We start from the raw sequence: 20,539 nt of genomic DNA, 5'->3' as shown, positions 1-20,539 counted from the left end.
TGGGCTGTCCTTGGCGATCAATTGGTGGATTGGCGATTGATTTCGTAGCTCGCCCCGATACCGATCGACTTGGTGAACGGGATCAACTGGTTGAGGTACAGGTCCACCCACTCAATGCCGTTGCCGACGCTGGACTTGGGTACGAATACCACGTCGCCTCGCTGCAACAGCACCGGCGCCGCTCCGGCGTTGCCGGCGATCATGAATTTGCGGTAGTCGAAGAAGTAGGTCTTGTAGCGGCCGTCCTCGCCCTCGCGCAGCAGGGCGATGTTGCGACTGTCACCCACCGATAGCAGCCCCCCGGCGCTGACAATGGCTTGCTCCAGGGTGGTAATCACCGTCACCGATTGGGGCGCCGGGTTGCGCACCGAGCCGCCGACGAACACGGTGTTGCCTGGTGCCTGGTTGATGTTCACGGTCAGTGCCGAATCCTGATAGATGTTCTTCAGGCGGTTTTCCAGGACCTGGGTCAGTTGTTGCGGGGTCAGCCCCGCGGCCTTGACCTGCCCGGCATAGGGGTAGGCGAAGGTGCCGTCGTTGAGCACGGTGAACAGCGTCAGTTCATAGATCGAGTTGGCGGTGAAGGCCGAGATCGATGGCGCCTCGCCGGTATTGCGGACGATGCGCAGGGTGTCTCCCGGACGAATTTTCTGGGCTGGCAGCGGCTGGCCCGCCAGGGCATCACCGGCGCGATGAGCGGCCTCAAGGTCCTGGCTTGGAGGCAGCTCGACTTTCGCCGGTATGGAACAGGCGCAGAGCATGAGAACACTGGATATCAGCAGGAGTTTTTTCATCGAGCGGTCTTCCTGGCGTGCATAGTCACAACTCCCTGTCGGGCCACATTACTGCGTGAGGTCTAACTCAGGTCTTGCTGGTGTCGGCGGGAACCCGTCCATAAATGTCGTTGAAGCGCACGATGTCGTCTTCACCGAGGTACTCCCCGCTCTGCACTTCGATCATCACCAGATCAATCACCCCGGGATTGACCAGTCGATGGGTGCGGCCGGGTTTGATAAAGGTCGATTCGTTGGTGTTGAGCAGGAACTCGTCCTCGCCGTTAGTCACTCGGGCCATGCCGCTGACCACGATCCAGTGCTCACTGCGGTGGTGGTGCATCTGCAGCGACAGCGACGCGTCGGGCTTGACCATGATGCGTTTGATCTTGAAGCGTGGCCCTTCTTCGAGCACGGTGTAGGTACCCCAGGGCCGGGTCACGGTGCGGTGCAGCTTGTAGGCGTCGTGGCCCAGGCGCTTGAGTTCCTGGGCGATCAGCTTGACGTCCTGGCTGCGATTGCCATCGGCCACCAGCAGTGCGTCCGGGGTGTCGATGATGATCAGGTTGTTCAGGCCGACGCCGCCCACCAGGCGCCTGCGTGAGTCGATGTAGCAGTTGCTGACATCGTGCAGCACGGTTTCACCGTTGCACTGGTTGCCGTGTTCGTCGGCGGGGGCCAGTTCGCGAACTGCCTGCCATGAGCCGATATCGCTCCAGCCCAGTTGGCAGGGCACCACGGCGACTTTGTTCGAGCGTTCCATCACCGCGTAGTCGATGGAGATGTCCTCAGCCTGGGCGAAGCTGCCGCCGTCCAGTTCCACCTGCAATTCATGCTTGCCTTCTTTGCGATGGCTCAGTTCCAGGCACTGCTGGACGGCGGTCACTACGTCGGGCACGAGTTCGCGCATTTCCTGCAGGATGGCGTCGGCGCGCATGCAGAACATACCGCCGTTCCACAGATGCTGGCCGCCCTCGACATAAGCCTGGGCAGTAGCGGCGTCGGGTTTTTCAACGAAGCGGCTGACCTGGAAGCTCTCGGTGTTCAGGGCCTGGCCCTTTTCGATGTAGCCGAAGCCGGTTTCTGCGTGTGTCGGTACTATGCCGAAGGTTACCAGCCAGCCCTGCTCGGCCAGTTGTCGGGCGCTGTCCACTGCGGCGGCAAAAGCTTGCACATCCTTGATCAAGTGGTCGGCGGGCAGGACCAGCAGTTGCGCGTCTTCACCGTACAAGCGGCTGACGTGCAGGGCGGCTGCGGCGATTGCCGGCGCCGTGTTACGGCCAAAAGGTTCGAGGATGAAGTCCAGGTCGATGTGGGTCTTGTTCAGCTGGCGGTAGTCGTCCAGGGTGCGAAAGAACACCTCGCGGTTGGTCACCGTCAACAGGCGACCGACGTCTTTCAGGGCGGTGGCGCGGACGAAGGTCTTCTGCAGCAGGCTTTCGCCGTCCGGCAGGCGCATGAAGGGCTTGGGCATCGCTTCGCGGGATACTGGCCATAGCCGGGTGCCGGCGCCGCCAGCAATGATGCAGGGAATGAGTGTGCTCATTCAGAAGGCCTCGCGGGTCATGATGACGGACGGAATAGTGCGGAACAGGATGTACAGATCAAACCAGACTGACCAGTTTTCGATGTATTCCAGGTCGAACTCGACACGTTTCTCGATTTTTTCCAGGGTGTCGGTTTCGCCTCGATAACCGTTGATCTGCGCCAGGCCAGTAATCCCCGGCTTGACCCGGTGGCGCGAGGTGTACTCCTTGACCGCCTCTTCGAACAGGATACCAGCGGCCTTGGTCGCGGTGGCGTGGGGGCGCGGTCCGACCATGGACATGCTGCCGCCGAGCACGTTGAACAATTGTGGCAGCTCGTCGAGGCTGGTCTTGCGGATGAAACGCCCGACCCGGGTAATGCGCGGGTCGCCGCGGGTGGTTTGGTTTTCGGCATTGGCGTCGCTCAGATGCTGGTGCATCGAGCGGAACTTGTAGACCTCGATCAGTCGGTTGTTGTAGCCATAGCGCTTCTGCTTGAACAGTACCGGGCCTTTGGAGTCCAGCTTGATCGCCAGGGCCACCAGCAGCATCACCGGTGATAGCAGCACCAGGGCAATGCTGGAGAGGATCATGTCCTCCAGGCGTTTGAAGAACGGCGACCAACCGCGCAAGGGCACTTCCGAAGCGTTGAACATCGGCAGGTTGGCGACTTCAGTGATGCGGTTGTGAGCATGTCGGAACGCCACCATGTCGGGCACCAGCAGCACGTTCACCGGCAGCCGGCGCAGCTCGCGAATCACGTAGGCCATGCGGTTTTCCGCCGACCAGGGCAGCGCCACCAGGACCTGGGTGACTTTCTCCTCGCGGATCAGCCGTTCCAGGTCGCTGGAGTTGCCCAGCAGCGGCAGGTTGCACAGGGTCTTGGGCAGGCGGCCGATGCGGTCGTCGATGAAGCCTATGACTCCGGAGCGGATGTCCTGATGCTGGGCCAGGTATTCCGCCAGGCGCTGGCCGTTTTCCGTGGCGCCGAGGATCACCGCGTTCTGCAGGAAAACCCCGCGTTGCATCAATTGCTGGAATAGGGTCAGGAGAATCAGGCGCTCGATGCCGAACAATACGAAACTGCCGAAAAACCAGGCGAACAATTCGGTGTTGCCGATACTGTCGAACATCTGCATCGAATGATGCATGAACAGCAATACGCAAAAGGAAGATGCCCAGGCAAACAGGGTCAGCTGAAAACGCAGTTGGTTGCTGAAGATGGACTCGGCGTAGACCCCCAGCGCCTGGAAGATCAGCACGCTGATGACGCCAAAGAACACGAGGATGGTCAGGTCGCTCTTGAGCACGGCCAGGTTCTGGTCCGTGAGCAGCAGAAGCAGCAACAGCCCCGGAACGATGGCGGTCACGCCATGTACCACTCGGATTCCGAAGAGAAAGTACTCGACCATGCTGGGTCGAGTCAGTAGCAGGCTGTCTACAGGTTGCAACCGCATAAGATCAATTCCCTCGACCCAAGGCTATGTTGACTGGAAATACAATCAGTCAGGACGTTGGAGAAGGCCCCCTGTAACGACCTGTCCATGACATGAAAAAGCCACGTCGAATGATCCCTCGGGTGACTGGCGGATAGCCGGAAGGTGGGCAGTTGATGCTTTCAGGTGGGTTCCCCCCGCGCCCGACAAGCTTGCTGCTGACACCCCCTCATCTACTCGACAAGGGTCAGTAAAGCTCATGAAACACAGGCTGGCGAATCGAAAGCAGGCCTGGGATGGAAGATTTTTCCAGCGCCCCTTCAAGCCGCCTGATTACTGGCGGAGCGCGGGTTAGGCCCGCTCCCGGGAAAAAATAAATCACAGCGACAGACTTTTTCCTGTCTGTCCGGGGTCAATACGTTTCACCAATCTGCAACAGCAGGAGTCAGGGCTGATGAGTGAACGCAAGGCACTGTTGATACTGCACGGCAAGCAGGCCCTCAACGAGGAGGTGCGTGCTGCGGTCCAGGCCAAACGCGACGCCGGCTGGGAGCTGGCGGTGCGCCTGACCTGGGAGGCCGGGGATGCCCAACGGCTGGTGGGCGAAGCGCTGGCCGCCGGGTACACCCGGCTGATTGCCGGAGGCGGCGATGGCACCTTGCGCGATATCGCCGAGGCCATGGCCAATGCCTCCAGTGAGGCCAGCCTGGTACTGCTGCCCCTGGGCACGGCCAATGATTTTGCCCGGGCTGCCGGTGTGCCGCTGGAGCCTGCGGCGGCATTGGGTTTGCTGGATGTTCCGGCGCAGGCGATCGATCTTGGCGAAGTCGGTGGGCAGGTTTTCCTCAATATGGCCACCGGTGGTTTTGGCAGCCAGGTCACCGCCAACACCTCTGAGGAGCTCAAGAAGGTCCTTGGCGGTGCTGCCTATCTGTTTACCGGCCTCTCGCGCTTTGCCGAATTGAGCGCGGCTTATGGCGAGTTGCAGGGGCCGGACTTCCATTGGCGTGGTGAACTGCTGGCCTTGGGAATAGGCAACGGCCGGCAAGCCGGTGGTGGTCATGAGTTGTGCCCGGATGCCCTGGTCGATGACGGGTTGCTGGATATCAGCATCCTGCCGGCGCCCCAGGAGCTGCTAGGCACCCTCAAGAGCCTGCTGTCCGGTGGGCTGGGAATCGATAATCTGTTTGTCCGGGCACGGTTGCCCTGGGTGGAAATCAAGGCTTCACAAGGTCTGGACATCAATCTCGACGGCGAGCCATTGCAAGGCGACACCTTGCGTTTTACCGCTCGTCGCGCAGCCTTGCGGGTGCATCTGTCGGCCGACTCGCCGTTGCTCGGCAGCGGCGGCTGAGTTCAGTCGTCGAGGCTGATGATGCGCTCGCGCACGGCGAACAGCACCAGCCCGGCGACGTCGAAGATTTGCAGGCGCTTCATGATTTGCGAGCGGTGGGTTTCCACGGTCTTGATGCTCAAACCCAGCCCCAGGGCAATCTCGCGGGTCGATTTGCCGCGGACGATCAGCCGCAGGATTTCCAGTTGGCGGGCTGTCAGGTTGTGGTTCTCAATCGGCAGCGGCTGGCTTTTCTGGGCTCGGGTCAGTGCCTGGTTGATCACCGTGTGGGCGATGGCCGGACTCAAGTAGCGCTCGTTGTTGCGCAGGGCTTCAAGGGCATGCTCAAGCTCGACGGCGGTGGTGTCCTTGAGCAGGTAACCGTGAGCGCCAGACTCCAGGGCCTGCATGATCAGGCCGGGATCGGTATGCATCGACAGGATCAATACTTTGCTCTGGGGGTGCATCGCCTTGAGCCTTCGCAGGGCATCGAGGCCACTGGTGCGCTTCATCGACAGATCCAGCAGGACGATATCCGGGCGTAGTTTCTCGACCATTTCCAACAGGTGCGCGCCATCATCGGCTTCACCGATCACCGCGTAGCCGGGAATGTCCATGACCAGGGCGCGCACGCCAGCCCTGATGAGCGAGTGGTCATCCACCAAAAGTAAATTACAGGTCAATGTAAAACCTTATTCGTACTGGCCCGCTCCAGAGTGCGAGGGGCCCAGGGAAAGAGTGCTTCGATCTGAGTGCCTTGGTCGGTCTCGCTGGTGACCTTCAACAGGCCACCCAGTTGGCTGATGCGTTCCTGCATCCCGGCCATGCCACGCTGGCCCTGGGCGCCAGGATCGGCAGCCGGTGCAAAACCCTGGCCATCGTCGCTGATGAACAGCGAAAGACCTTCCGGCAATCGTTGCAGGCGCACCAGCAGGTTTTTCGCCTGGGCGTGACGCAGGATATTGGTCACGGCCTCCTGGGTAATGCGAAACGCCGCAACGGCCATTTCCTCGGAAATCCCTGCCAGGCGCTGGTGGCATTCCAGGCTCCAGTGCACCGAGGTGTTTTCCAGGGTCTTGAGCAAGTGGGCGCGCAGGCTGGCTTCGAGCCCGAGGCTGGCCAGTTGCCGGGGATTGAGGATGGCCGATACGTCACGGACCTTGGCCAGGGTTTCTTCGAGCGTGGTGCCGAGCGCCGTGCAGTGTTCCTGCAAATCGTCCGGCAGGCGGCGCTTGAGCCAGTCGGTCTGCAGTTTTGCTGCTGTCAGCAACTGGCCGATGTCATCGTGCAGTTCGCGGCTGAGGCGATGCCGCTCATTCTCCTTGACCTCCAGCAAGCGCTCGGCCAGTTCCTGAGGCTGGAAGCGGATGGAGTTGCGCGAATAGCCATACTGCACCCAGATGCAGGCCAGGGCCGCGATACTGAGGATCAGCAGGGGCAGAGGCAAGGGCTGGTCCAGGCAATAGATCAACACATTGCCCAAGGCCGAGCCGGAGAACAGCAGCAGGCTGAGCCAGCGCAGATGATCTCGGGAAAGGGGCCATGAGAGGAGTGACTTGAGGCTGGCGTACATAGCGGATGGAGCCAATGAATGTTCGCTGCGAAGAGCCTGGTCAAGGGTGGATGACGGGGCTTGTGTGAAAAGCGGTGCTCTTTGAATATCAGGTTGTAATCAACACTGTCTGTTTGTCATGTGCAGGCCAGGTAGTGACCGCTGACATTGGAGTCAAAGTGCCATTAATGGTGTCTATTAATGCGCGACATAATACCACCGAAGATACCGTTGGTCGCGGTTATACGCTCAGTTATATATGTCTTTGGAGTCAGGAATAGGAGCGTTTCGGTACACCTGTCCGATTTTTGCTGTCAGTGGCGAGGCACAGCAAATACTAGGGGAAAGGAGGTCTTGCGAGCAGGTGCAAGTCTTGGAACATAAAGTCCCAGGATGGATACAAGTTGGAGTTATTTAGTCGACGATGTCGTTCTCGGGTATGAAATACTCAATAACGACGGTGCGCTGGACAGTTGAGCGGATGTTTATTGATGTTCTACCCGGCTTCCTGCGGGATAAACGCAACTTCAATGCCGGCAAGATGGATATGTACAGGTGCAGTTCTGCGCCACTTGCTCAGCCAACTCCTCAATCAGCATCACTTGTTCGCTGTCATCCAGGTTTAGCTGGCCGTTGTTCGGGTCGATCAGCTCCAGTTGCCAGGCCATCAGTGTCAGGCAGCTCTTCAAGGCATCAAGGGTCGATTCATTGAGGTCCAGCGGGTGAGCTGTGCGTTTCAGCAGGCCATGGATATGCAGGGAAAACTCTGATAGTGGGCTGATGGCATGACGCATTGCAATCTGTGCCAGGCGCTGCAGGCTGACGAGCAGGCAATTGATGGCCTCTTCGTCATTTCTGATCAGGAGCAGATGATTCAGGCAGTCTTCCGACTTCGCCAGTAGGGCATGGGCTTCAAACAGGAATTCGGGCAGTGGGGTCGTGCACTCATGGCCGTCCTTTAGCATGCTTATCTCCATGACTTCGTGTCCGATGGTGGGATAGGGCGTTGGCTAAACGGTTTCAAGGTAGAACGTGATTTTTGCAGTTGTATATCAGATAAATCTGATTTTTTATCGGCGATCACAGTCGGCCGCGAGAGTGGGCTTTCATCACTTTCTGACGCTGCCCAAATGCCGGCCACAGCCATGCTGCGCGCGGACGCAGGGGTTTGATGGGCGAGGGTATTTAGGCTTGAAAGGCTGCTAGGCCACCTTTCTGCGATCAAAAACAAAAGCCTGACTCCATTCATGCAATGAGAATGGCGTCACATTAATGGCTATTGGATATCGCGAATATCAGGCTGATCCTGATTGTTGCTAGGGGATTCCCCTAGATATGGGAACCTACCGCCGAGATAGAGGTCTCGCCGTCGCAGAGTTGCGGTGCTGAATTGACCGTCTCAGTAAAGCATGATGTTAATGTGACATCAATGGCTTTGTATGCCAATTTGCATGCGGGTCAAGATACGGCGTATCCGGCCGATATCAGTCTTTAGTGAATTCATCAGAACAAGCCCAGGAGTCTTTAATGGCCGGCATTCTCGACACGGTAGATCAACGCACGCAGCTGGTGGGTGAGAATCGCCTGGAAATCCTCATGTTCCGGCTGGCCGGTCGACAGCTGTTCGCGATCAACGTGTTCAAGGTGCAGGAGGTGCTGCAACTGCCGAAGTTGACCCTGATGCCCCAGCGCCATCCGTTTGTCTGCGGTGTGGTCAATCTGCGTGGCCAGACTCTCCCGGTCATCGACCTGTCCCAGGCGATCGGCATGCGGCCGCTGATTCCGGGGCCCAACAGCACCATCATCGTTACCGAATACAACCGTTCGGTGCAGGCATTCCTGGTGGGCGGAGTGGATCGCATCGTCAACATGAACTGGGAGGCCATCATGCCGCCACCTGCCAGTGCCGGGCGCCAGCACTATCTGACAGCCATCAGCAAGGTCGACGACCAGCTGGTGGAAATCATCGATGTCGAAAAAGTCCTGGCGGAAATCGTGCCGTACAACGCCAAGGTGTCCCGCGACAAACTCGATGATCCGATCCTGGCTCGTGCCCGTGATCGTGAAGTGCTGCTGGTGGACGACTCCAATGTGGCCCTGTCGCAACTGCGCGATACCCTTGGCCAGTTGGGGGTGAAGATGCACATTGCCAGTGACGGCCTCAAGGCGTTGAACATGCTCAAGGCCTGGGCGGATACCGGGGTCAACATGACCGAGAAGCTATTGATGGTGTTCACCGATGCGGAAATGCCAGAGATGGACGGTTATCGCCTGACCACCGAGATCCGCAATGACCCGCGGCTGCGTGGGCTCTACGTGGTATTGCACACGTCCTTGTCCGGTAGCTTCAACGAATCCATGGTGAAGAAGGTCGGTTGCGACAACTTCCTCTCCAAATTCCAGCCGGACAAACTGGTGGATGTGGTCCGTCAGCGTCTGTTGCTGGATGAAGTCAGCGCCTGAGTGACAGGGGTGTGTCCGGCACTGACGCGCTCCTTTGTTTCATCGGGGCGCTGGTATAGGGTGAGGGTTTTGCCCATACAGGGAGCTGGACATGCGTCTTAGCGCGCTATATCGATACCCGTTGAAATCCGCCATGGGCGAAACCCTGCAACAGATCGGCCTGGACAAACTGGGCCTTGAGGGGGATCGCCGCTGGATGCTGGTGGATGAGGCCAGTGGACGTTTCCTGACCCAGCGTGCCGTGGCGCGGATGAGTCAGCTGTCAGCGTTGTGGAATGATCAGGGTGGCCTGACCCTGAGTGCTCCCGGATACGCCACCCTTGAAGTGCCGCTGCCGGATGTCGATTCGCCGTTGCGCGGCGTGACCATCTGGCAGGACACCTTGCGCGTGCCCGATGCCGGGGACGAGGCGGGTGCTTGGGTCAGTGAGTTCATCGGCAAGCCGACCCGCCTGGTACAGGTCCCCCAGGAGCGCGCACGGACCACTGCCGCCGGTTATGGCAAGGACGATGACCAAGTGGCGTTTGCCGATGGCTTTCCCCTGCTGCTGATTGGCCAGGCATCGCTTGAAGACTTGTCGTACCGCGTCGGACGGCCCCTGGAGATGCTGCGTTTTCGTCCCAACCTGGTGATCGAGGGCAGCGAGGCCTTTGCCGAGGATAACTGGAAGCGTGTGCGTATCGGCGATGTCGAGTTTCGCGTGGTCAAGCCCTGTGCCCGCTGCATCCTCACGACCATCGATCCGCAAACCGGCGAACGCAGTGCTGATCGCGAGCCCCTGGCCACCTTGCAGAAATACCGTGCCCGGGAAGAGGGGGCCATGTTCGGCCAGAACCTGGTCAACGACAGCAACGGGCGACTGCAAGTAGGGATGTCGGTGACGGTCCTCGAATAGCCCGCCGGGAACCGATCCTGGCTGCACTATGAAAAATGCCCGTCTCCTGGGAGACGGGCATTTTTTGTCAGCGATAAAACTGCAGCGGATCGATCAGCCGCGGTATTCGCACAGGTAAGCGGTGTCCACCGCGACTTTCAGCTGGAACTTGCTGTTGGCCGGTACGTTGAACTGGCTGCCGGCGGGAAAGGTTTCCCAGTTGGCGCTGTCGGGCAGCTTGACGCTCAGGGCGCCGGAAACCACGTGCATGATTTCCCGCTGTGCAGTACCAAACTCGTATTCGCCCGGGGCCATGACGCCAATGGTGGCGGGACCTTCGGCCGTGCCGAAGGCAATCGACTTGACGGTGCCGTCGAAGTACTCGTTGACTTTAAACATGGGCGATTCCTCAAGAAAGGGTCAAAAAGGTCGGCCAGTATGCACAAGGCCTTCAGGGCCGTCACCTGTCGCCATCAAGGAAGAATCAGCGGTAATAAACGCGCTGTATTGCGTGCATCTTCCAGGGCTCGATGTTGCTGGCCATTGAACTGCATGCCGGCCAATTGCAAGGCTGCGTTGAGGCCCAGCGGGCGCTCCAGGCGTCGAGCCTTGGCGAAGCGCTGCTTGAGGTTCATGTGTGGGACGTCATTCAACAGGCTGTGCAATTGCTGGTTGTGCCACTCCAGTTGCAGCTGCTTGCGATCGTAGTCCCCCCAACTGGCCCAGCCTTCGAGGCGCGGTTGATGCTGGCCGAGCCAGCGCTCGAACAGGCTCCAGACCTCGCTCAGGGGCGCGGCGCTGTCGATGTTGGCCTGGGTGATGCGGGTCAGCTCACGGCAGAACGGCGTTAGCCGGGGGCGTCGCAATGGTCGGACGAAACGCTGGAAGTGGTCCTGTTCCCGGCCTTGGCGGTTAACCAGGGTGGCGCCGATTTCAATAATCTCCATCTCGCTCACCGGCCAGCCCCCTTCATCCGTCGTGGCTTCCAAATCTATTACCAGCCAGTGGGGCATCACAAATTCCAGCCTTCAACATCCTGATGAGGCTTGAGCGTAGCCAAAGCCGAGGCATCCGCCTAGTGCTCGAGTTCATGAAGCAGGGCGGCACTCAGTTCGATACTCAGTCTCGCCGTCTGCCTGCCGGGAATATGAATGCCTTTTTCCTTCAGGCGCAGCAGTTGCTGGCTCAGTCGCGTTGCAAAATCCGCAGCCAGCAACTCAGGTTGCAAGGCGATGATCAGCAACCCCGCGCCTGGGCACTGCGAGCCTTCGATGAAGGACGGGGCATCCAGGGACCAGTGGGCACCGCTCAACCCCGCGGCGAGTACCTCCACCATCAGCGCGATGTTCGCCCCGCGCGCGCCACCGAAGGCCAGCAGCAGGCCGTTGATTGCTTCCCGAGCGTCAGTGGTGGGGCGCCCGTGGCGGTCCAGGGCCCAGTCGGGGGGAATCGGCGTGCCGTTTTCGGCGGCCTGGCGCAGGTTGACGAAGGCAGTGGCGCTGGAGGCCTGGTCGATCACCAGGGGCGAACCATCGACGACCGGAGCGGCAAAGGACAGCGGGTTGGTGCAGTACACCGCCTCTCGGCAGTGGCCGGCACCCATCAGGGCCGGGCCATTGGTGGCGGCGAAACATACCAGCCCGGCATCGGCCAGGCGCCGAGTGTAATAACCCAGCTCGCCGCAGGTGTAGCTGTTGTGCTGGGCCAGCAGGCTGATGCCGTAGTGGCCGGCGCGCTGGCACAGCTCGTCGAAGGCTCGATCGAAACCCAGCTGGGCAATGCCGCCCTGGGCGTCCACGCGAATCAGTGCCGGCGCCGGGAACTCCAGCAGCGGCTCGGCGCCAGGGGCTATCCGCCCGGCCCGCATGGCCCCCAGATAATCCTGCAGATGGCTGAAACCCACTGCGGGACGGCCCGCAAGCTCGGCGGCCACGGTGGCGGCGGCCAAGGCATCGGCTACTGCCTCACTGGCGCCCACACGGATTGCCAAGCGTTTTGCCAACTGATGGGCCTGTTGCGGGGTATAGCGCATTCTCGTGCTCCGCGACCTGGCTCCAACCCCGGCAGGTCGGATCGCCGTCTGTCTGTATAGAAGGCGCCGCCGACTTATTCCACTTCCACGAGAATCTGCCGGTTTTTCACCTGGTCACCAAGGTTGACCTGGACCCGGGTGATCACCCCGTCGATCCCGGCCTTGAGTGGGTGCTCCATCTTCATCGCCTCCAGCACCAGCAACAGTTGGCCTTTGCTGACGCTCATGCCTTCACTCACCAGCACATCGACGATAGCCCCATCCATGGGCGCCTTGAGGGTGCCCGAGTGAGCTCCCAACTGACTCTTGACCGGTGCATGGGTGCGATCCTGCAGGTGCAGGCTGCCGCCGGCGCAGCTCAGCCAGAGTTCCCCGTCCTGCAGATGATAGGGGTAATGACGGCGAATACCGTCGATCTCCAAGGTTGCCCGGCGACCATCGGCACTGTGTACCTTGAGCTCGAACTGTTCCTGCGCCTGTCGCACCTGTACCACGCCCGATGCCAGCGCCGTCAGTTCCAGCGCCCATTGGCTGTCATGCAGTCCGAGGCGGTAGCCCAAGGGCACGCTGGCGTGGTTGCGCCAGGTACTCAGCGCAGAGCTGTGTGCGCTTGCACTGTGGTGATAGAACAGCGCAGTGGCAATCGCCAGTTCTTCACTGCTGGGCACTTGGGGCTGCAGGCTTGGGTCCTGGGCAAAATGCTCGGCGATGAAGGCCGTGCTGAATTGGCCGCTAGCGAACAGCGAGTGCCGGAGCAGATTGGCCAGCAACCGGCGATTGCTTTCGAGCCCCAGCAGCACGCAATCCTCGACCCCGCGCAACAGCTTGCGCCGCGCCTCTTCGCGAGTCGCGCCGTAGGCAATCAATTTGCCCAGCATCGGGTCGTAGAAGGGGCTGATCCACTGGCCTTCCAGCAGGCCATGATCGACGCGTATCCCCGGTGCAGGCTCCCAGCGCAGGACCTGGCCGGTCTGCGGCAGGAAGTTCTGCGCCGGGTCTTCGGCGTAGAGTCGCACCTCGATGGCGTGGCCGTTGAGCACCACCTGCTCCTGGGTCAGGGGCAGAGGCTCGCCGGCAGCCACTTGCAGTTGCAGGGCAACCAGGTCCAGGCCGGTGATCAACTCGGTGACTGGGTGCTCCACCTGCAAGCGGGTGTTCATCTCCAGGAAATAGAACTGCCCGCGGGCGTCCAGCAGAAACTCCACGGTGCCGGCGCCGACATAGTTCACCGCGCGCCCGGCCTTCAGGGCGGCTTCGCCCATGGCTCGACGCAGCGCCTCGGTCATCACTGGGCAGGGTGCTTCCTCGATGACCTTCTGATGCCGGCGCTGGATCGAGCAATCCCGTTCACCCAGGTAGATCAACTGACCCTGCTGGTCGCCGAACACCTGCATTTCCACGTGCCGTGGCTCGATCAGAGCCTGCTCCAGAATCAGCTCGTCGCTGCCGAACGCATGCAGGGCTTCGGAGCGCGCGGTACGGATCTGCTCCAGCAACTGCTCTGGCTGCTGCACCAGGCGCATGCCGCGTCCACCGCCACCGGCGCTGGCCTTGATCATCAGCGGATAGCCGATGCGCAGGGCTTCGCGTTGCAGGGTGAGGTCGTCCTGTGCTTCGCCCTGATAGCCCTGGATGCAGGGCACGCCGGCTTCGAGCATGGCGATTTTCGAACGGCGCTTGCTGCCCATCAACTCGATGGCGGCGGCGCTAGGACCGATGAACACCAAGCCGGCGTTTTCACAGGCTGCGGCGAACTCGGCGTTTTCTGAAAGAAAGCCATAACCCGGGTGGATCGCATCGGCACCGCTGCGCCGGGCCGCCTCAAGGATTGCCGCGCTGTTGAGGTAGGACTGCTGCACCGCCGAGGGGCCGATATACACGGCTTCGTCAGCCATTTGCACATGCAGGGCAGCGGCGTCGGCGTCACTGAACACTGCGACGGTGCGATAGCCCAGGGCCTGGGCGGTGCGCTGGATCCGACAGGCGATTTCGCCACGGTTGGCGATGAGGATCTTGTTGAAGGCGGGCATCGGTGGCTCCCAGAAAGCGGTGTGATAGCGGCTCGCGTATTCGCAGCTGACAGGCTTCAGTTGGCCCAGGCCGGTTTGCGTTTTTGCACGAATGCCAGGGTCCCCTCGATGCCTTCCTCACTGCTGACGGCATTGGCAAAGTCTTCTGCCGCCTGATCGAGCAAGGGCCCCAGGGGCTGGTCGACACTGGCCAGGAGCATGGCCTTGGTGGCGGCATTGGCTCCCGGCGCGCAGCGCAGCACCAAGGCGACTTGTTGCTGCAAACGTTGTTCCAGAGCCTGCGTGCCATGCTCGACAAAGTGCACCAGACCCAGGTGCTCGGCCTCGCTGCCGTCGAAGCGCGCGGCGGTCAGGGCCAGGCGCCGGGCCTGGGTCAGGCCGATGCGCCGGACCACGAACGGAGCGATCTGCGCCGGCAGCAGGCCGAGGCTGGTTTCCGGCAGGCCGAACTGCGCCTGGGCCTCGGCAATCGCGATATCGCTGACGCAGGCCAAGCCGAAACCGCCGCCCAGGACCGCGCCCTGAAGCACACAGATCAGTGTCTGGGGCATCCGTTGTGCTTCTTCCAGCAGCGTGCCGAAAGCCCGGTTCAACTGGCGAAAGGCGCTGCTGCCATGGGCCCGGGCACCGGCCATGTCCTTGATATCGCCGCCTGCGCAGAAGTGCCCGTCGCTGCCACTGATCACCAGCACGCGCAGGTGCTGCTGGTCGCGTACCGCGGCGAGCACTGCACGCAGTTCGGCGACCATCTGCAAGCTCATGGCGTTGCGGCTTTCAGGGCGGTTGAGGGTGATATGCAGGACGCCGCCAGCCGGTTTCAGCAGCAGAGTTTCGCAGGAGGGCAGGGTGATCATTTTTTCTTCCCCGGCAGGATGCCCATGAGTTTGCAGATGATCCCCAGCATGATCTCGTCGGCACCGCCGCCAATCGACACCAGGCGCACGTCGCGGTAGGCCCGTGCCACCGGGTTGTCCCACATGAAGCCCATGCCGCCCCAGTATTGCAGGCAGCTGTCGCTGACCTCGCGGCCCAGGCGCCCAGCCTTGAGCTTGGCCATGGACGCCAGGCGGGTCACGTCCTGGCCGCGCACGTACTGCTCGGTGGCTTGATAGACCAGAGCCCGCAGGCATTCGATCTCGGTGGACAGTTCGGCCAGGCGAAAATGGATCACCTGGTTGTCGATCAGCGGGCTGCCGAAGGTCCGGCGTTCCTTGCAGTATTCGATGGTGCTGTCGACGCAGTATTCCAGGCCCTTGAGCATGTTCGCCGCGCCAAACAGCCGCTCTTCCTGGAACTGCAGCATCTGCATCATGAAACCGGCGCCTTCATGGCCGATGCGGTTGCGCTGGGGCACCCGCACGTTGTCGAAAAACACCTGGGCGGTTTCCGAGCTGCGCATGCCGAGCTTGTCCAGGTGCGAGCTGAGGCTGATCCCGGGGCTATTCATCGGCACCATGATCAACGACTTGTTGACGTGGGGCTTGTCCTCCGAGGTGTTGGCCAGCAGGCAGATGAAGTCGGCGCTGGGGGAGTTGGTGATCCACATCTTGCTGCCGTTGATCACGTAGTCGTCGCCGTCCTTGCGCGCATGGGTCTTGAGCCCGGCGACATCGGAACCGGCACCGACCTCGGAGACGCCGATGCAGCCCACCTGCTCGCCGCTGATGGCCGGGCGCAGGAACTCGTCGCGCAGCTCATCGGAGCCGAAGCGCGCCAGGGCCGGGGTGCACATGTCGGTCTGCACGCCGATGGACATCGGGATGCCGCCGCAATGGATGGTGCCGAACTCTTCGGCAGCAACGATGGAGTAGCTGTAATCCAGGCCCATGCCACCGAATTTTTCCGGTTTGGAGATGCCCAGCAGCCCCAGCTCGCCGGCCTTGCGGAAGATGTCGTGAATGGGAAAACGCCCGGCCTTTTCCCACTCATCGACGTGGGGATTGATCTCGCGGTCGACAAAATTGCGCACTGTGCGCCGCAGTTCTTCGTGTTCCTGGGTGAAGATCATTGTTGTTGTTCTCCTCAAGTTGGCTCACACCGCGAAATTCCATTGCTAGCCGCTGCCGAAGGCTTGGGCTGCGTTTGCACGACAAGGTCCTGCGGCGACCGGAAGGGCACCTGCGCTTGATCGCGCGGTTAAAAGCGTGCCACGCCGAAGCTGTTGGGTTGCAAGGTCCGCACCTCTGCCTCATGGCAGATATCCAGCAGATAGCCGAGCAGGGTCCGGGTATCCCGCGGATCGATCAGGCCGTCGTCCCACAGGTTGGCGCTGCCGTACAAGGCGGTGGACTGGCTGTCGAGTTTCTGCGCGGTGACCTGCTCCAGCATGTCGAGCATCTTCGGGTCGGCTTCCTGGCCGTTCTTCGCATGCTTGGCCTCGGTGACAATACGCAGCACCTTGCCGGCCTGGGCGCCGCCCATCACTGCGGTGCGGCTGTTGGGCCAGGCAAAGATGAAGCGCGGGTCCAGGCCGCGGCCGCACATTGCATAGTTGCCGGCGCCATAGGAGCCGCCGACGACGATGGTCAGCTTGGGCACTCGGGCATTGGCCACCGCCTGGATCAGCTTCGCCCCGTGCTTGATCACCCCTTGCTGCTCGGACTCGGTGCCGACCATGAAACCGGTGGTGTTGTGGAAGAACAGCAGCGGCGTGCGGCTCTGGTCACACAGCTGGATGAACTGCGCCGCCTTGCTCGCACCCTGGGGCGTGATCGGTCCGTTGTTGCCGATGAAGCCGCAGGGCCGACCCTGGATCTGCAGCTGGCCGCAGAGGGTCTGTGAGTCGAACTCGCCCTTGAACTCCAGGAACTGCGAGCCATCCGCCAGGCGGGCGACGATTTCCCGGGCGTCATAGGGTTTTTTCGGATCTTCGGGAATCAGCCCCAGCAGTTCTTCGATGGGGTACAGCGGCTCATTCCAGGTCCTGGAAGGTGGCACCGGCAGCAGGGCGTTCCACGGCAGCAGGCCAACGATTTCGCGAACAATGCGGATGCCGTCGGCGTCATTTTCCGCCAGGTACTCGGCGGTGCCGGCGATCTGGGCGTGCATCTCGGCACCCCCCAGCTCTTCGTCGGTGGCCACCTCACCGGTGGCAGCCTTGAGCAGCGGCGGCCCGGCGAGAAACAGCTTGGCCTTGCCGCGCACCACCACCACGTAGTCCGACAGGCCGGGCTGGTAGGCGCCACCGGCAGTGGCCGAGCCATGGACCACAGTGATCTGCGGCAAGCCCATGGCCGACATCCGCGCCTGATTGGCGAAGCTGCGTGCGCCTTCGACGAAGATCTCTGCCGCGTAGTTGAGGTTGGCGCCACCGCTTTCCGCCAGGGTCACCACCGGCAGTTTGTTCTCCATGGCGATCTGTTGCAGGCGCAGGGACTTCTTCAAGCCGCTGGGGGAAATGGTCCCGCCCTTGATCGCACTGTTGTTGGCCACCACCAGCATGCGCACCCCGCAGACGTAGCCGATGCCGGCGATCAGGCCACCGCCGGCTTGGCTGCCGTCCTTGTCGTCATGCAGCTTGTAGCCGGCGAGGCTGGCCAGTTCAAGAAACGGCGCCCCCGGGTCCAGCAGCAGGTTGAGGCGTTCCCGGGGCAGCAATTGGCCGCGCTGGTCGAACTTGGCCTTGACCTCGGCGGCCTTGTCCAGCAGGTTCTGCTGCAGGCCTTGCAACTGTTGCAGGCCCACCAGCATGGCCGCGCGGTTCTGTGCGAACTGCGGGCTGTGGGGGTCGAGTTGGGAGTGGATCAGCGGCATGGCTTAGTCCTCGCCCTTGAGTACGTCTGGCAGATAGGCACGGTGAAAGCCGTTGTACGACTCACTGTTGCGCGCCTTGCCCAGGGGCCAGGCACGACTGCCAAGGCTGGCGGCGCCGTCGATGCGCAAGGTGCTGCCGCTGACAAAGGCGGCGCCAGGGCTGAGCAGAAAGACAATCGCTGCGCTGACTTCCGACTCGGTGCCAATGCGCTTGAGCGGCACGTGCTCGCGCAAGGTTGGAATCACCGCCTTGAATGCGCCTTCGTAGGTGTCCATGCCGCTGGAGGCGATCCAGCCCGGCGCCACGGCATTCACCCGGACCCCGGCGTGGCCCCATTCATAGGCGGCGGTCTTGGTGAAGTTGTCCATGCCTGAACGCGCCGCGCCGGAGTGACCCATGCCGGGCATGCCGCCCCACATGTCGGCGAGCATGTTGACGATGCTCCCGCCATGCTTGCTCATGGACTGGTTGAACACTTCCCGGGCCATCAGGAAGCCACCCACCAGGTTGGTGCGCAACACGGTTTCAAAGCCTTTCTGATTGATCGAGGCCAGCGCTGCCGGATACTGGCCGCCGGCATTGTTCACCAAGCCGTGAATCGCTCCGTGGCTGGCGATCAACTGGCCCACCAGGGCCTTGACCGCCTCCTCGTCGCGAATGTCACAGGCCTGCCAGTCGGCCTTGCCGCCGTCCTCGGTGATCTCGCCGGCGACCTTCTGCAGTTTTTCCGCCTTGCGGCCCACCAGCAGCACGTGAGCCCCCAGCGCCGCCAGTTCGTGGGCGGTGCAACGGCCAATGCCGCTGCCGCCGCCGGTGACGATGATGGTCTGGCCGACGAATAGTTGGGCTTTGAAAATCGACTCGTACACCACGGCAGCTCCTTAATTGACGGCGTCGGCGATGCGCTGGGGCACCGGAATCTGGATTTCCAGCAACTGCTGGGCGAAGGCTTTGCCTTGCGGGTCGATGCGCAGGCTGGCGACACCGCCACCGCCCAGGGCGTTTTCCAGCAGGAAGTTGAGGCTGTGGGTGCCTGGCAGGTACCAGCGCTGTACCCGGCCCTGGACCGGGTCGAGCACATGGCCCATCCAGTCCACCAGCACCTCGGGGGTCAGGGCTTCGGCGATCCATGGCAGGTAGTCGGGATGGCGCGCGAGCACACCGATATTGCTGTGATTGCCCTTGTCCCCGGAGCGTGCCACCGCCAGCTTGACCAGGGGCACGCTGGCATCGGCGCGGCCTTGGGGCGTGGGCAGCGGATGCGGGGCGGGCAGGGCGCTGGAGTCCAGGCGGTCCACCTCGGGCAGGGCACAAGGATGGCGCTGGCCGGCAAAATCGATCGCCAGTTGGCAAGCGTCTTTATCCAGCAGGAAGGAGAACAGTCGAATCACCGGATACACCGTCGGCCGTCCGCCGACGATCCCGGTCAGCCCTGGGGCCATGCCGGTGGCAGCTTGGGCGATCTCCCGGGAAAACAGCACCAGGGCGGCTTTGTTCGGATGGCGCACCGCCAGTTTGATCACCACTTCGCGGCTGTCCTGGCGCTGGCCGTGAGGGCCGTAGGTGGCCTCGCTGCCCAACAGCTCGATATTCACTTCGCTGTAGGGCCCCCAACCGCGTTGGGCGAACATCTCGCTGGTCTTGTCGATGATCGCCTGGCTGACCCGGCGCGCCTTGGCCACCGCATCAATCCCGGCCATCAGGCAACTGGCGGTGCAGCGAAAGCCGTCCGGGTAGGTGGCGCTGACCTTGTACTGGTGGCTGGGAGGCAGGCCTTTGGCGCCACGGACGCTGACTGCATCCGGTGCCCGCTGATGCAGCTGCACCTGGGAAAAATCGCACACAACATCTGGAAGCAGGTAAGCCCTTGGATTGCCTATTTCGTACAGCAGTTGTTCGCCAACCGTCAGCGTGCTCACCAGCCCGCCGGTGCCGGGGGGCTTGCTGACCACGAACTGGCCATCGCTGTCGACTTCCACGATGGGAAAGCCGATGTGTTCGTAGTCCGGCACTTCGCGCCAGTCGGTGAAATTGCCGCCGGTGCATTGGGCCCCGCACTCGATGATGTGCCCGGCCAAGGCGGCCTGGGCCAGGCGATCGTAGTCCTGCCAGGACCAGGCGAACTCGTGCACCAGGGCGGCGCTGACCACTGCGCTGTCGACGCCGCGTCCGGTGATCACGATGTCCGCGCCCAGGCGCAGGGCTTCGACGATACCGGGAGCGCCGAGGTAGGCGTTGGTGGAGGCGCACATCGGCGGCAGCGGCGCGCCGCTGAACATTTCCTTGATTCCGGCGCTGCCCAGTTGCTTGAACTGCGGTTGCAGGTCGTCCCCCAGCAACACGGCGATCTTCAGTGGTACCCCGGCCTGCTCGCAGGCGGCCCGCAGCGCACTGGCACAGGCCTGCGGATTGACCCCGCCGGCGTTGCTGATAACCCGGATGCTCTGTTGATGAATCGAGGCCAGCAGTGGTTTGAGCACCTCGACGAAATCCGTGGCGTAGCCCGCCGCCGGGTCCTTCATACGGGCCCCGGCCATGATCGACAGGGTGATCTCGGCGAGGTAGTCGAACACCAGGTAATCCAGGCGGCCACCTTCCACCAGTTGCCCGGCGGCGCTGCTGGTGTCGCCCCAGAAGGCGCTGGCGCAGCCGATTCGTACAGTCTTGGTCATGACAGGGCTCTCGAAGAAAGAACTGCGAGGAGGCTACCAAGCAAGCGCTTGGTTTGTAAATGGGCGGATGGATTCTTCTAGTCAAGCGCTTGCT

Annotated in this window: 18 protein-coding genes; 3 read left to right on the top strand and 15 right to left on the bottom strand. The window is 61.8% G+C overall.

The window, feature by feature from the left end:
• Nucleotides 1-17: 17 nt before the first annotated feature.
• The 3 genes from GV819_RS15500 to GV819_RS15490 form a co-directional block, all read right to left on the bottom strand.
• Complete coding sequence (locus GV819_RS15500) at nucleotides 18-794, bottom strand: polysaccharide biosynthesis/export family protein (protein WP_161756934.1); 777 nt, start codon at nucleotides 792-794, stop codon at nucleotides 18-20.
• Between the two features lie 67 nt (nucleotides 795-861).
• Entirely contained in the window at nucleotides 862-2,319 is a 1,458-nt protein-coding gene (locus GV819_RS15495; protein WP_161756933.1) for a mannose-1-phosphate guanylyltransferase/mannose-6-phosphate isomerase, read from the bottom strand.
• Nucleotides 2,320-3,756: an undecaprenyl-phosphate glucose phosphotransferase gene (locus tag GV819_RS15490; RefSeq protein WP_161756932.1), complete on the bottom strand. Its 1,437-nt coding sequence runs from the start codon at nucleotides 3,754-3,756 to the stop codon at nucleotides 2,320-2,322.
• Nucleotides 3,757-4,189: 433 nt separating this feature from the next.
• Here GV819_RS15490 and yegS point away from each other — a divergent pair, with 433 nt between their 5' ends.
• On the top strand, nucleotides 4,190-5,089 hold the full coding sequence (gene yegS / locus GV819_RS15485; RefSeq protein ID WP_161756931.1) for a lipid kinase YegS: 900 nt from the start codon (nucleotides 4,190-4,192) through the stop codon (nucleotides 5,087-5,089).
• Between the two features lie 2 nt (nucleotides 5,090-5,091).
• On the opposite strand, the gene GV819_RS15480 is transcribed toward yegS, so the two are convergent.
• From GV819_RS15480 to GV819_RS15470, 3 genes are all read right to left on the bottom strand, one after another.
• Complete coding sequence (locus tag GV819_RS15480; RefSeq protein WP_161756930.1) at nucleotides 5,092-5,751, bottom strand: response regulator; 660 nt, start codon at nucleotides 5,749-5,751, stop codon at nucleotides 5,092-5,094.
• Complete coding sequence (locus GV819_RS15475; protein ID WP_161757114.1) at nucleotides 5,748-6,641, bottom strand: sensor histidine kinase; 894 nt, start codon at nucleotides 6,639-6,641, stop codon at nucleotides 5,748-5,750. Before GV819_RS15475 ends, GV819_RS15480 begins: the two co-directional genes overlap by 4 nt.
• Nucleotides 6,642-7,147: 506 nt before the next feature.
• Nucleotides 7,148-7,585 carry a hypothetical protein gene (locus tag GV819_RS15470; protein ID WP_161756929.1) on the bottom strand — a complete coding sequence of 146 codons (438 nt, stop codon included), beginning with the start codon at nucleotides 7,583-7,585 and terminating at the stop codon, nucleotides 7,148-7,150.
• A gap of 562 nt (nucleotides 7,586-8,147) precedes the next feature.
• On the opposite strand from GV819_RS15470, the gene GV819_RS15465 reads away from it, so the two are divergent.
• Both GV819_RS15465 and GV819_RS15460 read left to right on the top strand, forming a co-directional pair.
• The gene (locus GV819_RS15465; RefSeq protein WP_161756928.1) at nucleotides 8,148-9,083 is read left to right on the top strand and encodes a chemotaxis protein CheV; all 936 of its coding nucleotides are present in this window, start codon (nucleotides 8,148-8,150) and stop codon (nucleotides 9,081-9,083) included.
• A 91-nt stretch (nucleotides 9,084-9,174) separates the two neighbouring features.
• Nucleotides 9,175-9,978 carry an MOSC domain-containing protein gene (locus GV819_RS15460; RefSeq protein WP_161756927.1) on the top strand — a complete coding sequence of 268 codons (804 nt, stop codon included), beginning with the start codon at nucleotides 9,175-9,177 and terminating at the stop codon, nucleotides 9,976-9,978.
• 93 nt (nucleotides 9,979-10,071) lie between these two features.
• Here the strand turns inward: GV819_RS15460 and GV819_RS15455 are convergent, their stop codons facing one another.
• The 9 genes from GV819_RS15455 to GV819_RS15415 all read right to left on the bottom strand — a co-directional run bounded on the left by GV819_RS15455 (nucleotide 10,072) and on the right by GV819_RS15415 (nucleotide 20,445).
• A complete protein-coding gene (locus tag GV819_RS15455) occupies nucleotides 10,072-10,356 on the bottom strand; it encodes a pyrimidine/purine nucleoside phosphorylase (RefSeq protein ID WP_161756926.1) in 285 nt (94 codons plus the stop codon).
• Nucleotides 10,357-10,430: 74 nt separating this feature from the next.
• Nucleotides 10,431-10,970, bottom strand: coding sequence for an exonuclease domain-containing protein (locus GV819_RS15450; RefSeq protein ID WP_161756925.1), 540 nt, complete (start codon nucleotides 10,968-10,970; stop codon nucleotides 10,431-10,433).
• A 62-nt stretch (nucleotides 10,971-11,032) separates the two neighbouring features.
• Nucleotides 11,033-11,989, bottom strand: a complete 957-nt coding sequence (locus tag GV819_RS15445) for an Ldh family oxidoreductase (protein ID WP_161756924.1) — start codon at nucleotides 11,987-11,989, stop codon at nucleotides 11,033-11,035.
• Between the two features lie 74 nt (nucleotides 11,990-12,063).
• The gene (locus GV819_RS15440; protein WP_161756923.1) at nucleotides 12,064-14,019 is read right to left on the bottom strand and encodes an acetyl/propionyl/methylcrotonyl-CoA carboxylase subunit alpha; all 1,956 of its coding nucleotides are present in this window, start codon (nucleotides 14,017-14,019) and stop codon (nucleotides 12,064-12,066) included.
• Between the two features lie 56 nt (nucleotides 14,020-14,075).
• The gene (locus GV819_RS15435) at nucleotides 14,076-14,870 is read right to left on the bottom strand and encodes an enoyl-CoA hydratase/isomerase family protein (protein ID WP_368668901.1); all 795 of its coding nucleotides are present in this window, start codon (nucleotides 14,868-14,870) and stop codon (nucleotides 14,076-14,078) included.
• Entirely contained in the window at nucleotides 14,870-16,027 is a 1,158-nt protein-coding gene (gene atuD / locus GV819_RS15430; protein ID WP_161756921.1) for a citronellyl-CoA dehydrogenase, read from the bottom strand. The genes GV819_RS15435 and atuD overlap by 1 nt, the downstream gene beginning before the upstream one ends.
• Nucleotides 16,028-16,155: 128 nt before the next feature.
• On the bottom strand, nucleotides 16,156-17,772 hold the full coding sequence (atuC, locus tag GV819_RS15425) for a geranyl-CoA carboxylase subunit beta (RefSeq protein ID WP_161756920.1): 1,617 nt from the start codon (nucleotides 17,770-17,772) through the stop codon (nucleotides 16,156-16,158).
• Nucleotides 17,773-17,775: 3 nt separating this feature from the next.
• A complete protein-coding gene (locus GV819_RS15420; RefSeq protein ID WP_161756919.1) occupies nucleotides 17,776-18,645 on the bottom strand; it encodes an SDR family oxidoreductase in 870 nt (289 codons plus the stop codon).
• Between the two features lie 9 nt (nucleotides 18,646-18,654).
• Nucleotides 18,655-20,445 carry an acyclic terpene utilization AtuA family protein gene (locus GV819_RS15415; RefSeq protein WP_161756918.1) on the bottom strand — a complete coding sequence of 597 codons (1,791 nt, stop codon included), beginning with the start codon at nucleotides 20,443-20,445 and terminating at the stop codon, nucleotides 18,655-18,657.
• Nucleotides 20,446-20,539 lie beyond the last annotated feature (94 nt).

Source organism: Pseudomonas sp. Fl5BN2 (assembly GCF_009908205.1).
Lineage (GTDB): Bacteria > Pseudomonadota > Gammaproteobacteria > Pseudomonadales > Pseudomonadaceae > Aquipseudomonas.
The sequence above is the reverse complement of the archived record's forward strand: the minus strand, read 5'-3'. Positions and strand labels throughout refer to the sequence as shown.